At 70.4% G+C, this 14,343-nt stretch carries 14 protein-coding genes; 7 read left to right on the forward strand and 7 right to left on the reverse strand.

Translation table 11 applies throughout. The features are described from left to right. Window positions 1-6: 6 nt before the first annotated feature. Both ACQEVI_RS15550 and tsaD read right to left on the reverse strand, forming a co-directional pair. The gene (locus ACQEVI_RS15550) at window positions 7-732 is read right to left on the reverse strand and encodes a hypothetical protein (protein ID WP_432900377.1); all 726 of its coding nucleotides are present in this window, start codon (window positions 730-732) and stop codon (window positions 7-9) included. A gap of 48 nt (window positions 733-780) precedes the next feature. After that, entirely contained in the window at window positions 781-1,824 is a 1,044-nt protein-coding gene (tsaD, locus tag ACQEVI_RS15555) for a tRNA (adenosine(37)-N6)-threonylcarbamoyltransferase complex transferase subunit TsaD (RefSeq protein WP_432900379.1), read from the reverse strand. 110 nt (window positions 1,825-1,934) lie between these two features. On the opposite strand from tsaD, the gene ACQEVI_RS15560 reads away from it, so the two are divergent. Continuing rightward, window positions 1,935-2,549 (forward strand): malonic semialdehyde reductase, encoded by a 615-nt coding sequence (locus ACQEVI_RS15560; protein ID WP_432900381.1) that lies wholly within the window; start codon window positions 1,935-1,937, stop codon window positions 2,547-2,549. 17 nt (window positions 2,550-2,566) lie between these two features. On the opposite strand, the gene ACQEVI_RS15565 is transcribed toward ACQEVI_RS15560, so the two are convergent. Then, the gene (locus ACQEVI_RS15565) at window positions 2,567-3,739 is read right to left on the reverse strand and encodes a glutamate--cysteine ligase (protein ID WP_432900383.1); all 1,173 of its coding nucleotides are present in this window, start codon (window positions 3,737-3,739) and stop codon (window positions 2,567-2,569) included. Next, window positions 3,736-5,004, reverse strand: a complete 1,269-nt coding sequence (locus tag ACQEVI_RS15570) for a THUMP-like domain-containing protein (RefSeq protein ID WP_432900385.1) — start codon at window positions 5,002-5,004, stop codon at window positions 3,736-3,738. The genes ACQEVI_RS15565 and ACQEVI_RS15570 overlap by 4 nt, the downstream gene beginning before the upstream one ends. Window positions 5,005-5,338: 334 nt before the next feature. Here ACQEVI_RS15570 and groES point away from each other — a divergent pair, with 334 nt between their 5' ends. After that, window positions 5,339-5,635 (forward strand): co-chaperone GroES, encoded by a 297-nt coding sequence (groES, locus tag ACQEVI_RS15575; protein ID WP_432900387.1) that lies wholly within the window; start codon window positions 5,339-5,341, stop codon window positions 5,633-5,635. A gap of 116 nt (window positions 5,636-5,751) precedes the next feature. On the opposite strand, the gene ACQEVI_RS15580 is transcribed toward groES, so the two are convergent. After that, window positions 5,752-6,039 carry a WhiB family transcriptional regulator gene (locus ACQEVI_RS15580; RefSeq protein WP_116673643.1) on the reverse strand — a complete coding sequence of 96 codons (288 nt, stop codon included), beginning with the start codon at window positions 6,037-6,039 and terminating at the stop codon, window positions 5,752-5,754. A gap of 190 nt (window positions 6,040-6,229) precedes the next feature. On the opposite strand from ACQEVI_RS15580, the gene ACQEVI_RS15585 reads away from it, so the two are divergent. Both ACQEVI_RS15585 and guaB read left to right on the forward strand, forming a co-directional pair. Next, window positions 6,230-7,432, forward strand: a complete 1,203-nt coding sequence (locus ACQEVI_RS15585; RefSeq protein ID WP_432900389.1) for a MerR family transcriptional regulator — start codon at window positions 6,230-6,232, stop codon at window positions 7,430-7,432. Between the two features lie 67 nt (window positions 7,433-7,499). Next, complete coding sequence (gene guaB, locus ACQEVI_RS15590; protein WP_432900391.1) at window positions 7,500-9,014, forward strand: IMP dehydrogenase; 1,515 nt, start codon at window positions 7,500-7,502, stop codon at window positions 9,012-9,014. A gap of 97 nt (window positions 9,015-9,111) precedes the next feature. Here the strand turns inward: guaB and ACQEVI_RS15595 are convergent, their stop codons facing one another. Further along, window positions 9,112-10,725: an FAD-dependent oxidoreductase gene (locus tag ACQEVI_RS15595; RefSeq protein ID WP_432900393.1), complete on the reverse strand. Its 1,614-nt coding sequence runs from the start codon at window positions 10,723-10,725 to the stop codon at window positions 9,112-9,114. A 349-nt stretch (window positions 10,726-11,074) separates the two neighbouring features. Here ACQEVI_RS15595 and ACQEVI_RS15600 point away from each other — a divergent pair, with 349 nt between their 5' ends. Continuing rightward, window positions 11,075-11,713: a Rid family hydrolase gene (locus tag ACQEVI_RS15600; RefSeq protein WP_432900395.1), complete on the forward strand. Its 639-nt coding sequence runs from the start codon at window positions 11,075-11,077 to the stop codon at window positions 11,711-11,713. Window positions 11,714-11,766: 53 nt separating this feature from the next. On the opposite strand, the gene ACQEVI_RS15605 is transcribed toward ACQEVI_RS15600, so the two are convergent. Further along, window positions 11,767-12,489 carry an exonuclease domain-containing protein gene (locus ACQEVI_RS15605; protein WP_432900397.1) on the reverse strand — a complete coding sequence of 241 codons (723 nt, stop codon included), beginning with the start codon at window positions 12,487-12,489 and terminating at the stop codon, window positions 11,767-11,769. A gap of 216 nt (window positions 12,490-12,705) precedes the next feature. On the opposite strand from ACQEVI_RS15605, the gene ACQEVI_RS15610 reads away from it, so the two are divergent. Further along, complete coding sequence (locus tag ACQEVI_RS15610) at window positions 12,706-13,830, forward strand: GuaB3 family IMP dehydrogenase-related protein (protein WP_116673649.1); 1,125 nt, start codon at window positions 12,706-12,708, stop codon at window positions 13,828-13,830. Continuing rightward, the gene (locus ACQEVI_RS15615; RefSeq protein ID WP_432900399.1) at window positions 13,827-14,306 is read left to right on the forward strand and encodes a GNAT family acetyltransferase; all 480 of its coding nucleotides are present in this window, start codon (window positions 13,827-13,829) and stop codon (window positions 14,304-14,306) included. The genes ACQEVI_RS15610 and ACQEVI_RS15615 overlap by 4 nt, the downstream gene beginning before the upstream one ends. The last annotated feature ends 37 nt before the right edge of the window (window positions 14,307-14,343 follow it).

Here is a 14,343-nt window from a genome sequence, read left to right on the forward strand (position 1 = left end):
CTGGCCTCAGGCCTTCGCCGTGCGCTCCTCGCTGAGCACCGTGATCTTCTGCCACACCTTGCGCGACATGCCCATGGTCAGCGTCTCGATGGTCGACACGGTGTTCAGCACTATGTCGTCCTGGGACTCCTCGGCGCACAGCGCAGCGGCCTTGCTCACCATGGACAGGAGCTCGGTGCAGTACTCCAGGTAGTACTCGATCTGCTCGGGCGTGAGGCCGCGGTCGCCGCTGTCGGTCCCGCCCGCGAAGGCGTCCCGGAGGCTCTCCGGCTCCTTGGTGAGCTGGTGCATGTCGACGATGTGCGCCAGGGAACGCAGGCGGTGCAGCTTGGCCAGCAGGTCGGCCCGCTGGACGCGCTCCGGGAACGAGTACAGCAGCACGACGGCGATGGCGACGAACACTATGTCGTTCACCGCGCTCTCGATGAGCGGGAGCCAGTCGAGGCCGTTGTCCGGAGCGTCGGTGAACGCGGCCTCGACGGCGAAGCCGAAGGCGACCAGCGCGACGAGCACCACTACGCAGATGACCGCGTGCGACGCGGTGCGGACGAGGCGGCTCCGTCGGCGGGACCCGGCGGAGGTGTCCGCCACCTGCTCGGTCAGGGAGACGAGCTCCTGTGCGACGCGGTGGATACCCCGGTCGGGGAACCGTGCGCCGATGCGGTCGCGCAGGCGACGCGCCGTCTCGATGACAGGGACGGGCTCGAGCTTCTCCAGCGTTCTCGCGGTCACGGGAGGCAGCGTAGAGCCAGGGGCAGGTCTCGCGGTCAGACGGTGATGTCAGACGGTGATGGTCGTGAGCGGCATCGACGAGTCCACGGGGATGTCCAGGCTGCTCGGGGCGACCCCGGCGGCGACGACGGCGGAGCCTAGCGCCGCGATCATCGCGCCGTTGTCGGTGCAGTACCGGATCGGCGGGATGCGCAGGTCGATGCCGGCCTCGGCGCAGCGCTTGGCCGCCATCTCGCGGAGCTGGCTGTTGGCCGAGAACCCGCCGCCGATCACCAGCGTGTCGACGTCGTGCTTGTGGCAGGCGGCGATGGTCTTGGCGGTGAGGACGTCGGCGACCGCCTCGGCGAACGACGCGGCGACGTCGTGCACCGGGCTGGGCTGACCGGCGTCGGTGCGGGCCTCCACCCAGCGGGCGACCGCCGTCTTGAGGCCGGAGAACGAGAAGTCATAGGCGTGCTTGGCCTGGTCCTTCGCGGCCGTGAGGCCGCGGGGGAAGCGGATCGCCGCGGGGTCACCCTCGCGTGCGAGCCGGTCGATGTGCGGGCCGCCGGGGTAGGGCAGTCCCAGCAGCCGGCCGACCTTGTCGAAGGCCTCGCCCGCCGCGTCGTCCAGGGTGGAGCCGAGCTCCGTGACGTCGGTGGCGATGTCGTTCACCATGAGCAGCGAGCTGTGGCCGCCGCTCACGACGAGCGCCATCGCGCGTTCCGGCAGCGGTCCGTCGACGAGCTGGTCCACGCACGCGTGCCCGATGACGTGGTTCACGCCGTAGAGCGGCTTGTTCAGGCCGATCGACAGGGCCTTCGCGGCGGACGCGCCGATGGTGAGCGGTCCGACGAGCCCAGGCCCCGCGGTCACGGCGATCGCGTCGACCTCGGACAGGTCGATGTCTGCCTCGCCGAGCGCACGCTGGATGGTGGGGATCATCGCCTCGAGGTGGGCGCGGCTGGCGACCTCGGGGATGATGCCGCCGTAGCGGGCGTGCTCCTCCATCGAGCTGGCGACGGCGTCGACCAGCAGCTCGTTGCCGCGGACCAGCGCGACACCGGTCTCGTCGCAGGAGGTCTCGATACCGAGCACCAGGGGTTCTGCCATGGGGTCCAGCCTAATTGGTCGCGGTCGCGCAGTGGTGTGCTGCCGACTGTGTGTCCCGCCTCATAGTTGAATCTGGAACTTTCGCCCGGGGCAACCTTGTTGACGCGTGCATGACCCAGACTCTTGAGGCTTCGGGCCTCGCCATCGACGACGCCACCGCCGACCGGCTGTTCCGCACGGCGCGCACCGTGACGACCTTCGCCGAGTCCGAGGTGACCGACGAGCAGCTCGCCGCCGTGTACGACCTCATCAAGTGGGGCCCCACCTCGATGAACGTCAGCCCGCTGCGGATGCTGGTGGTCCGCACGCCGGAGGCACGGCAGCGCCTCGTCGCGAACATGCCTGAGGGCAACCAGGAGCGTGTGACGAACGCGCCCGTCACCCTCGTGCTCGCGTACGACCCGGAATTCCACGAGCGCCTCGACAAGCTGATCCCGCACATGCCGGGTGCGCGCGACATGTTCGCGTCCGACGACGAGGCACGGGCCACCGCCGCGCGCACCAACGCGTTGCTGCAGGCCGGCTACCTGATCGTCGGCCTGCGCGCCGCGGGCCTGTCCGCCGGGCCGATGCACGGCATCTACGACGGGATCGACGCCGAGTTCTTCGCCGAGAACGGCTGGAAGGGCTTCCTCGTCGTCAACGTCAGCTCGGCCGACGGCGCCGACACGACCCGGCCGCGCGCCCCGCGCCTGAACTTCGACGAGGCGGCGCAGGTCATCTGACGCCGCGCCGATGGTGGTCAGGGAGCCAGCGGGTGGCCCGCTCGCATCTCGTCCACCATCGAGCGCACGACCGGCACCAGGTCACCGCCGTGCGCGGCGGCCACCGCCTGCTGCCGCTGGTACGACGCACCCGTGCGGACGATGTCCCGCACGCCCGCCAGCTCCGCCGTGCAGCCGAGCCGGTGCGCGACAGGCTCCAGCTCGACCAGCAGCTTGCCGATCGCGTCGACGATCGGCCCCTGGTTGCCCTCGGCGTCGAGGATCACCGTGGCGTCGAGGCCGTAGCGGGCCGAGCGGAACTTGTTCTCCTGCACGAACCACGGCGGCAGCACGGGCAGGGTCCTGCCCTGGTCCAGCTGGGTGGACAGGTGCTCCACCAGGCAGTGCACCAGCGACGCCAGCACGAGGGCTTCCGACAAGTTGGTCGGGCCGTCGCAGACCCGCACCTCGAGCGTGCCGAACGTCGAGGGCCGCACGTCCCAGTGGACCTCGTTGAACGCCTCGACCGCGCCGACGTGCAGCATGTCGCCCGCGTACGCCTCGAGCTCCTGCCAGGTCTCGAACGGGACCGGCAGTCCTGAGCTGGGGATCTGCTGGAACAGCAGCGACCTGTTGGACGCGTAGCCGGTGTGCTGGCCGGCCCAGTAGGGCGACCCGGCCGAGAGCGCCTGCAGGTGCGGGAAGTAGGTGAGCATCGCGCGCATCAGCGGCAGGGCCTTGTCCCGGTGCTCGATCCCGACGTGGACGTGCAGGCCCCAGATGATCAGCTGCGCACCCCAGACCCCGGTGCGCTCCATGATGCGCGCGTAGCGCTCCTTCTCGCCGACCTGCTGGTCGGCGGCGCGCGCGAACGGATGAGTCCCGCCACCCATGAGGTCGAGGCCGAGCGGGTCGGTCACCGTCCGCACCCGGCCGAGGAGGCGGTCGAGATCCGACCCGGCGTCCGCGACGGTGCGGCAGACGCCGGTCACCAGCTCGATGGTGTTCTTCATGAACTCGCCGGCCACGTGCGGGGCATAGCTCGCCGACCCGTCCGGCGGTTCGACGGCGGTGCGTGCGAGGGCCTCGAGCACCTCCGGGCCGGACTGCGAGAGGTCGGCCGTGCCGGAGCCGACCAGCCCGATCTCCCACTCGAGGCCCACGGTGGAGCGCGGCGACTCGCCGAATCCGAGGCGGGTCGGCGAGCTCATGCGGCTCCCAGCGGTTCGACGAGAAGTACCTGTTGGTTGCCTGCCACGCGTGTGAGCACGATCGTCGCCTCCTCGGTCCCGGTGAGCACGAGCTGCTTGCGAAGTTGTTCAGGCACCACCGCGGTGCCACGCTTCTTGATCGTGAGGCGTCCGACGTTGCGGTCGCGCAGGTACGCCTTGAGCCGCTTCAGGCCGAACGGCATGGTGTCGAGCACCCGGTAGCCGGTCGCTATCGGTGCCGGCGCCCCTACCGAGTCGGTGGGCCGGGCCGACGGCAGCCCGGCAGGGCTGTCCGTGGTGACGTACGCGATCGTCGGGTCGACGAGGCGTCCGCCCAGCTCAGCGGCGGCCTGGCCGACCAGACCCGCGCGGATGACCGCCCCGTCGGGCTCGTACAGATACTGTCCGACGCCGCCGACGTCGGGCACGACGTCGGCGCCCCGGACCGTGCGGCTCAGCGTGTGCTCCTTGCCGTCGTCGTCGGTGAACGTGCGCAGCACGAGCGCCGACCGCCCGGGGCCGTCGAGGGCGAGCGGCCCGAACCAGAGGCCGGCCTCGACCACGTCGCCGTTGACGGAGACCCACTGGGTCTCGGCGTCGTCGGGCAGGCCGTCGTGCGGGATGCCCGGGCCTACCTTGATACCCACGGCGGGCACCGTCTCGCGCAGCGCCCAGACGGAGTCGAGCGGGGGCTCGTAGGCCCGCGGGTCGAAGACCCGCCTGCTGCGTGCGCCCGATCCGCCGCTCACCCGGCGGGCGGGGTCGGCGTAGACGCCCTCGATGCCCTCGGCACGCAGGTCGAGCCCGAGCCCGTCGGCGTGCCGCACGTCCGCCTCGGGGAAGTGGCGCAGGTTCCACTGCGCGATCGTGGCGGTGCACTCGTCCAGGTCGGTGGCGACGACCCTGAGGCCCGTCCCCGCGAAGGCGAGCGAGTCGGCGCCGATCCCGCACGTGAGGTCGGCGAGGACGGAGACGCCGGCGTCGAGGTACCGCCGGGCGTGCAGGGCGGCGACGAGGAGCCGTGTCGCCTGCTCCAGGCCGTCCGCGGTGAAGAGCATCCCGTCGGCGAAGTCGCCGAACTTGGCCCGGGCCCGCGTGCGGAGCCTGGACTGGGTGACCAGCGCGGCCGCGAGGTCCGGCGCGACGCCCTTCGCCCGCAGCGCGCTCACGGTCTTCATCGCCTGTCGCTCGTCGTAGGGCGGAAGGGCGCCAAGCAAGGCCCAGCCGTCGGGGCTGAGCAGTTTGCTCAGAATCGCCGCATCCATGGGAAGATCTTTCCACGTTTGTCCTGGTCGTGACGAGCGACGCGACGGAACCTTTTCGTGTGGATGGCGAGATTCCGGTGTGGCGACGGCGCGTCGGCCCCGCGGAGTGTGAGCCACTCCACCCGATTGGCACTCGCCTTGACCGAGTGCTAGCGCCGACCTAGATTTGGGGTTGTTCACCGCTGCGGGAACCCGGTCCACGGGCCCGCGGGGGAGAACCCAGACGTTCGTGCCCGCCGGCACCCGCGACGACGGCGGACGGTCGAACGTTCGAGCCACTTACGCCCATCACGCAGCTGATCTCTCGATCCGCTCACGAAAGAGGAGGTCCGACGTGTCGGTCCCCATCAAGCCGCTCGAGGACCGGATCGTCGTCAAGGCTCTCGAAGCCGAGACCACGACCGCTTCCGGCCTGGTCATCCCGGACACCGCCAAGGAGAAGCCCCAGGAGGGCGAGGTTCTGGCCGTTGGCCAGGGCCGCATCGACGACAACGGCAACCGTGTGCCGCTGGACGTCGCCGTCGGTGACAAGGTGATCTACTCCAAGTACGGCGGCACCGAGGTCAAGTACGCGGGTGAGGAGTACCTGGTGCTCTCCGTTCGCGACATCCTCGCCGTGGTCGTGAGCTGACTCCAGCTCACCCCAGGTAGACGACGAGGGCCCCGCACCGACAGGTGCGGGGCCCTTGCCTTGTCCGGACCAGGCGGAGCTCAAGGAGGCGGAGGCAGGATCAGGCTATGCCTGGATCAAGCGGAGACGGACTTGCCGGCGAGGATGGCCGAGCGCTCGTCCTCGCTGAGTCCACCCCACACGCCGTACGGCTCGCGCACGCGGAGCGACTGCTCGCGGCACTGCATCATCACGGGGCAGGAGCGGCAGATCGCCTTGGCGGCCTCGGCGCGCCTGCGGCGGGTCGACCCACGCTCGCCCTCCGGGTGGAAGAACAGGGTGTCGTCCGCGTCACGGCACGCTCCCGTGTACTGCCATTCCCACAGTTCCATTACCGGACCGGGAAGCCTCGAGATCTCCGTCATGCCGAACAACCTACAAGTTGTGCAGAAGTTGTTCAAGGGGCAATTTTCCGACGGACGGCCCGAATCGGGTCACGACAAGCGCGCCAGGGCTGACCGGTTTTGCTCCGATCTGAACCGGATTCCACCGAGATCGGCGGCACGCCGGGTTTCGCAGTGGCGCGGAGAGGTCCAGGTCGGCAGAATCGAGTCCATGACATCTTCGCGGCCTGCCGAGAGCTCGGGCGGGTCACGTGCATCCAGCCCCGGACTGGCCGTCGCCGCAGTGGCCAGACGTCTCGGGGTGGCGCCAGCCACCCTCCGTACATGGGACCGCCGGTACGGGCTCGGGCCCTCGGGCCGGACCGCTGGATCGCACCGCCGCTATACCCCGGACGACGTCGCTCGCCTGCTGGTGATGCGCCGTCTGACGCTCGAGGGCGTCGCGCCGGTGGATGCCGCGCGGGCCGCTGTCGAGGCAGGGGACGCGGAGCTCGAGGTCGCCACCCGGTCGGCGCCCGCGCTGCCTGCCGTGCAGGTGGAGAGCGACCTGGACGACGAGGAGCCGGAGGAGTTCGCCGAGACGTTCGTCGGCACCCTCCAGGCACCCGAGCCCGGCGAGGAGTCGACCCCACCGCCGAGCGGCGAGCCGAAGGAGGAGCCGCGCGGCAGGGCACGCCTGCGGGCGCTCCCTGGTGGCGCCACCGGTGGGGACGCTCCCGCTGTGGCAGGACCGCGGTCGGCCACGGCCGCCGCGCCGACGTCGGGCCGGGTCTCCGCCCTCGTCGATGCCGCTCTCGCGTACAGCAGGACCGCCTGCGACAACCTGCTCGTGCTGGGCCCCGACGGGGACCCGGCGACGTGGTGGACCGACCTGGTCGAGCCCGCGTGGCTGCGCCTGTCCGAGCGCACGGTGCTCGCAGGGCCGGGCGAGATGCCCGAGGTGGTGCTCGCGACCGCCGCGCTGCGGGCGCTGCGCCACTACACCGAGGAGTTCGAGCGGGCGATGGTCGAGGCGGGCGGCCCGCCGGCCAACCACCCGAGTCGCATGCGCAAGATCGTGCTCGTGTTCGCGGCGCCGGACGAGGTGGTGCCGCTGTCCGCGCACGCGCTCGCCGCGGCGCTGGCAGCACAGGGCGCGATGGCGCGGATCGTCACCGGCCCCGCGAGCACGCACCGTTCGGTCGAGCTGGTGACGATGGTCCGGCCGACGGCGGTCGTCCTGGCCACCACCCAGAACAAGCCCGACCTCGACGTCGTGCACGCGGTGAACGAGAGCCATCCGGACCTGCCCATCTTCGTCGGCCTCCGGGCCGATGCCGCGGCGACGGACCTGCCGTTCGGCCCGACGGTGCAGCGTGTGCGCTCGTTCACCGGCCTGTTGCACGAGGTGCTGGCGGTCATCAAGGCGAGGTGACGCACGCCTCGGGCCGCTACCACTGTCCGACCAGGATCCGTGGCCGCACCGGTCGTAGACTTGCTGCATGACGGACCAGACCTCGCCGGCCGACCCGTTCGGGTTCCTCGGGCTCACCTATGACGACGTCCTGCTGCTGCCGGGTTACTCCGACCTGGCGCCGTCGGACATCGACACGACCTCTCGCCTGACGCGCGAGATCTCGCTCAAGATTCCACTGCTGTCAGCGGCGATGGACACGGTCACCGAGTCGGCGATGGCCATCGCCATGGCTCGTCAGGGTGGCCTCGGTGTCCTGCACCGCAACCTCTCCATCGAGGACCAGGCCCAGCAGGTCGACCTCGTGAAGCGGACGCAGACGGGCATCATCACGAACCCGGTCACGATCGGGCCGGACGCCACGCTCGAGGAGCTCGACACCCTCGCGGGCCAGTTCCGGATCTCCGGCTTCCCGGTCGTCGACCTCGAGAACAAGCTCATCGGCATGGTGACCAACCGGGACCTGCGCTTCACGCCCGTCGCCGAGTGGGCAACCACCAAGGTGGACGAGGTGATGACGCCGCAGCCGCTGATCACCGGCCCCGCCGGCATCTCGCGTGACGACGCCACGCTGCTGCTGCGCAAGCACAAGCTGGAGCGGCTCCCGCTGATCGACCCCGACGGCCGCATCACCGGCCTCATCACCGTCAAGGACTTCGTGAAGTCCGAGCAGTTCCCCCAGTCGTCCAAGGACGGCCAGGGCCGCCTCATGGTGGGCGCGGCGATCGGCTACTTCGGTGACGCGTGGCAGCGCGCGACCGCGCTCATCGAGGCCGGCGTCGACGTGCTCGTCGCCGACACCGCGCACGGCAACGTCCGCATGCTGATCGACATGGTCAAGCGCCTCAAGACCGACCCCGCCACCAAGGACGTCCAGGTGATCGGCGGCAACGTCGCGACCCGCCAGGGCGCCCAGGCGTTCGTCGACGCCGGGGCCGACGCGGTGAAGGTCGGCGTCGGGCCGGGCTCCATCTGCACGACCCGCGTCGTGACCGGCGTCGGTGTACCGCAGATCACCGCGGTCTACGAGGCGTCGCTGGCCTGCAAGCCGGCGGGCGTGCCCGTCATCGCCGACGGCGGTCTCAAGCACTCCGGCGAGATCGGCAAGGCCCTCGTGGCAGGCGCCGACACCGTGATGCTGGGCTCGCTGTTCGCGGGCTGCGAGGAGACGCCGGGCGACCTGGTGCTCGTGAACGGCAAGCAGTTCAAGACGTACCGCGGCATGGGCTCGATGGGTGCCATGTCCTCGCGGGGCAAGAAGTCCTACTCCAAGGACCGGTACTTCCAGGCCGAGGTCACGAGCGACGACAAGATCGTGCCCGAGGGCATCGAGGGTCAGGTCGCCTACAAGGGGCCGCTGTCCACCGTGGCCCACCAGCTCATCGGCGGCCTGCACCAGACGATGTTCTACACCGGCTCGCGCACCGTCCCGGAGCTGCAGGCCGAGGGCAGGTTCATCCGCATCACGTCGGCGTCGCTCAAGGAGAGCCACCCGCACGACGTGCAGATGACCGTCGAGTCGCCGAACTACAGCGGGTTCTGACCCGCCTGAGTTCCGCGAGGTAGAGCGCCTGTCCGTGTCTCCCAGGTTTCGTCAGGGAGACGCGCACAGGCGCTCTACCTCGCGGAACACGGCTGTGTCAGGTCGACATGACGCGCTCGTGCAGGGTCTGGACCGCGTAGCGCGCCGACCAGAAGGCGCCGTGCTGCCACGCCGAGATCTCCGACATCCAGTCGCCCGCGAAGTACACGTTGCCCGCGCCCTGCTGCAGCAGCTTGAAGCCGGCGGACGTGGTGTTCGGGAAGGCCCAGGCGCCCTCGATGTGGGGGACCTTGTGCCAGGCGATGGAGAACGAGCTCTCCAGCTCGGTGCGGTACTTCTCCCCGTGGATCTTCACGCCCTGCTCGACGGCGCGCAGCTCGCGCTGCCGCGGCGCCATGTCGGCGTACGCGCGGGCGTTGGCGCCCGTGTTGTAGTAGCCGACGATCAGCCCCTTCCGCTCGCCGTACCCGTAGGACGGGTACCACAGGTGCGCGAGGTCCATGTCGGTCTCGGTGATCCCGCCGAAGATCCGATGGTCGTCCTCCCAGAACCGTGACCGGTACTGCAGGCCGATCTTGCCGGCCGGAGAGCCCACGGCGAACTCACCGAGCGCCGCGTCGACCTCAGGTCCCCAGTTGGTGTCCCACCGCCGCATGATGCCGGCGGGCGCCGCGACGACCGCGAAGTCCGCCTCGATCTGCCGGTCCCTGCCGTTCCTGGCCTTGTAGGTGACCCTGACCCCGCGGCTGGTGTTCTCCACACCCGTCACGGGTGAGCGGAAGTGGACGTTCTGCGTGCCGATGGCCCGCACCAGGTACTGGTAGGTCGTGTCCATGCCGCCCTTCGGCTGGAACATGAGCATCGACTGTTCCCAGTTGATCTCGAACGGGAAGTACTGGCCCACCTTGGAGGCCAGCACCTCGGAGACCGTGCCGGGTCCGGGGAGCGGCGTTCCGTGCTCGTTCCACGCCGACGGATAGGTCTCGAAGCCGCGGTTGCTCCCACCGGCATAGGTGCCGTCGGGCCCGAGCGAGCCCCAGCTGCGCAGGAAGGAGCGCAGGTTCTCCTTGTCCTCTTCCGTCAGCCTCTGGTCGAGGGCGCCCTGGTCGGTGGCATGGTGCAGCAGCTCGGAGGTGTAGCCGAAGACGTCCGCCTTGGCGGTGCGGTAGCGGACCGGGTTGCCCGGTGTCGCGCCCGACCTCTCGTTGTACAGGTAGGCGTCGGCGTTCGCGTTCGTGAAGACCTCGTACGGCACCCCGAGCTCGCGGATGTAGTCCATGGTGACCATCCACTGGGCGATGCGGGCCGCGCCGGCGTTCAGGTAGATGCCGTCGGAGAACCTCGCGGTCTGCCTGACGCCGTCGAGGTCGGTCTCGGAGTCCCCGCCGCGGATCGTGAGGGTTCGCCCGCCGGGCCGGTGACGGGCCTCGAGCACCGTCACCCGGTAGCCGGCCTTCTGCAGCTCGTAGGCGGTCGCGAGGCCCGCGGGGCCCGCTCCGACGACCACCACCTTCTTCGCGGAACGGCCGGTCAGCGAGAAGTCGCTGCCCTGTGGGGGGACCCATGCCTCTGCTCTCGGCTGGGCGGCGGCGGTGGGGGCAAGGCCCATCGCGCCCATGGTCGCGAACATGACGCCGGCGCTGGAGCCCGCGCCGACGGCCTGGAGGAAGTTGCGGCGGGATACGCCCGAGGTGCTCTTCTCGATGACCACTGTGCCTACCTCTCGTTCGAAAGGTCTGACGGCCGCGGAGCCCGGCCTGGAGTCCGGACGTCGCCGTCAGCACCGCTTCGGACGTTATGGAGGGCAGGTCACGGTGACGGGTCTGCACCGTTTCTATGCAATTGCCCGCAGTAACCATGTTGTTTCGGTGCTTTCGCAAGATCCAGCGTTCTCCCAGGAGGAGCCGGGCATCGAGCGCGCGACCGTTCCCGACGCGACCCGCGACGGTCATCCCACGGAAACGCCCCGTCGCTAGCGTCACGCGCCACCCGGTGTCGACCGCCGGGCCACCGCACCTGGGCTCCGTCAAGGCGCCCGGCCGGCTAGCTGGAGGAGCACCATGAAGAACCGCACGAAGCTCATCGCCGCCGTCGTCGTCACCGCTGCCGTAGCGGTCCCCAGCACCGCGTTCGCCGCCGGGCACGTCTTCCGGCCGGACCCCTACCGCGCCCACTCCTTCGTCACCGGAGACACCCCACTCATCGCCGACGGCGTCGCGATCGGCAAGAACCTCTCCTGGTACAAGTCCTCAGGCCTCGGCCCGGCGGCGAGCAACACCGCACCCGGTGCCTCCGCCGAGGAGCGGTACATCCCGACCGACGTCTTCCCGGGCGCCGAGCTGCCCGACGGCGTGACCCTCACCGAGGCCCAGGGCATCAATGCCCTTACCCGTATCGGTACGAACCTGGAGCGGGCCGGCCTGTCCTACGACGACGTCGTCTCCATGCGCGTGTTCCTGCAGAACCCCGAGGGCGAGGAGGAGATGGACTTCGCCGGGTGGAACCGGGCCTACCGGCAGTTCTTCGCCAACACCAACCTGGCCACGGGCGAGGTGCTCGACGTGCAGCTCGGGTCGGCGACGACCGGACCTATGGTCGTCAACAGGGCTCGCCCGTCGCGCTTCGCCCTGGAGGTCGAGAACCTCCCGGTGGACGGCTGGCTCGTCGAGGTCGAGGTCGACGCCGTGTACTCCCGCTGAACCAGGCCGCGCCCCGGGGTGCCCGGGGCACGGCCGCTACGCCGGGCGCCGGATCAGAAGCCGGCCGAGTACTGCACCGGCCAGACGCCCGACGCGCCGGGGCCGACGAGGCCCTGCTCGCGCCGCCACTCGTTGAAGCTCACCGCCCACTGGCGGTGCGCGCCGATCTGCTGCTGGTGCAGGTCGGTCAGGGGCATGCGCTCCAGCTGCGGGAACCGGCGGGCCAGCGCCTCCAGGACGTCGAGCGTGGCGAGCACGTCCACCTCGGCGGTGTGCAGGTCGCCGTCAGAGGTGATGCCGTACCACTGCGTCAGGTCCCCGAGGCGACGCTTGCCCGGGCGGTACCGGTCCAGCCAGCGGTCGATGACGAGCGGGTCGATCACCGGCTCCACCGGGCGGCCCAGCCGCTGGGGGAGGGTCTTGAGCCCGTGCCGCAGCAGTTCCGAGTCGAGCAGCGAGAGGTCGAAGGCCGCGTTGTAGGCGACCACGGGCACGTCGTCGGCGAGCTGGGTGGCGAGCTCGGACGCCATCTCCTCCAGCGCCTCCCTCGGCTGGACGCCGTAGGCCCGGGCGTGCTCGGTGGAGATACCGTGGATCGCCGCGGCCTCCTCGGGGATCTCCACGCCCGGGTCGATCAGCCAGGTGCGGACCTCGGTGCCCACTCCCGGCGAGCGCAGCACGAGAGCTGCCGTGACGATCCGGTCGCCTGCGACGTCCACCCCTGTGGTCTCCGTGTCGAAACCCAGCAGCGGCCTCTTGATCCAGCTCTCGTTCATGGTGTCCTCCCTGCTCGTCCGGGGTTTCCGGGCCGTTTCATCCAGCTGTTGTCCAGCTCTTGCCCGGCCACCCGGTGCGTCCATGGAGAACCTTGCCACCGGTCACTGACACTCTGGTGCGGCTCGGTCGACGGCGGGCAGCACTGTGGCTCGTCCCACGACCGCACATCACCGGAACCTGCGCGCCGTGTCCGGTGCGATGGGTAGGCTTGGCGGGTGAGCAACGAGATCGAGATCGGACGCGGCAAGCGTGGGCGGCGCGCCTATTCCTTCGACGACATCGCGGTGGTGCCTTCCCGGCGCACCAGGGACCCGAAGGACGTCTCGGTCGGCTGGCAGATCGACGCCTACCACTTCGATCTCCCGATCGTGGCGGCCCCGATGGACTCCGTGATGAGCCCGAGCAGTGCCGTCGCGCTGGGCCGGTTCGGCGGCCTCGGCGTGCTCGACCTCGAGGGCCTGTGGACCCGCTACGAGTCGCCCGAGCCGCTGCTCGCCGAGATCGCGGCGCTGCCCGGTGACGAGGCGACACGGCGCATGCAGGCGATCTACTCGGAGCCGATCAAGCCAGAGCTCATCACGCAGCGCCTCAAGGAGATCCGGGCGGCCGGCGTGACGGTGGCGGGTGCGCTCACCCCGCAGCGCACGCAGGAGTTCTACAAGACGGTGGTCGACGCGGGTGTCGACCTGTTCATCATCCGCGGGACCACGGTCTCGGCCGAGCACGTCTCGGGCAACGCCGAGCCGCTCAACCTCAAGCGGTTCATCTACGAGCTGGACGTGCCGGTCGTCGTCGGCGGGGCCTCCACCTACACCGCGGCGCTGCACCTCATGCGTACCGGTGCGGCCGGCGTGCTCGTCGGGTTCGGCGGCGGCGCCGCGCACACCACGCGCGTCAGCCTCGGCATCCACGCGCCCATGGCCACCTCGGTGGCCGACGTCGCGGCGGCGCGTCGCGACTACCTCGACGAGTCCGGCGGCCGGTACGTGCACGTCATCGCCGACGGCGGGGTGGGTCACTCCGGCGACGTCGTCAAGGCGGTGGCCTGCGGTGCGGACGCCGTCATGCTCGGTGCCGCACTCGCGCGCGCGGCGGAGGCGCCGGGCCAGGGCTTCCACTGGGGTCCCGAGGCGCACCACCCGCAGCTCCCGCGCGGCGAGCGGGTCGAGGTCGGTTCGGTGGGCACGCTCGAGGAGATCCTCTTCGGGCCGGGCAAGCAGGCCGACGGCACCCTGAACCTCGTCGGTGCGCTCCGCCGTGCCATGGCCACCACCGGCTACTCCGACCTCAAGGAGTTCCAGCGGGTCGAGGTCGTCGTGTCGCCGTACCAGCCGCGGTGAGCGTGGTCCCCGACGGCGAGCCGCTCGCGCCCGTCCTCGCCGCTGCGCCCGTTGCCGACGGCGAGTTCGTCGACATCACCGATGCCGACGTCGAGCAGGTCGTCGAGCTGTGGAAGGCGTGCGGACTGACCCGGCCGTGGAACGACCCGTACGTCGACATCGCCGACGCTCGTGCGAGCGGCGGCTCGACGGTCCTGGTCGCGCGGGCCGACGGCAGGGTGGCCGCCACGGCGATGGCCGGCCACGACGGGCACCGCGGCTGGCTCTACTACGTGGCGGTCGCGCCGGAGCTGAGGAGCACGGGCCTGGGCCGAGCGGCAGTGGTCGCAGCCGAGGCGTGGCTGGTCGCTCGGGGCGCACGCAAGATCCAGCTCATGGTGCGGACCACCAACACGGACGTGCTCGATTTTTACGCTCGGATGGGCTACACCGACCAGGAGTGCACTGTTCTGGGGCGCTGGGTCGAGCCTGCCTGAGAGTGCGTCGTGCGAGGTGAACGCGCTATGGCGACCC

The sequence above is a fragment of the Promicromonospora sp. CA-289599 genome (genome assembly GCF_050936155.1).
GTDB lineage: Bacteria > Actinomycetota > Actinomycetes > Actinomycetales > Cellulomonadaceae > Promicromonospora.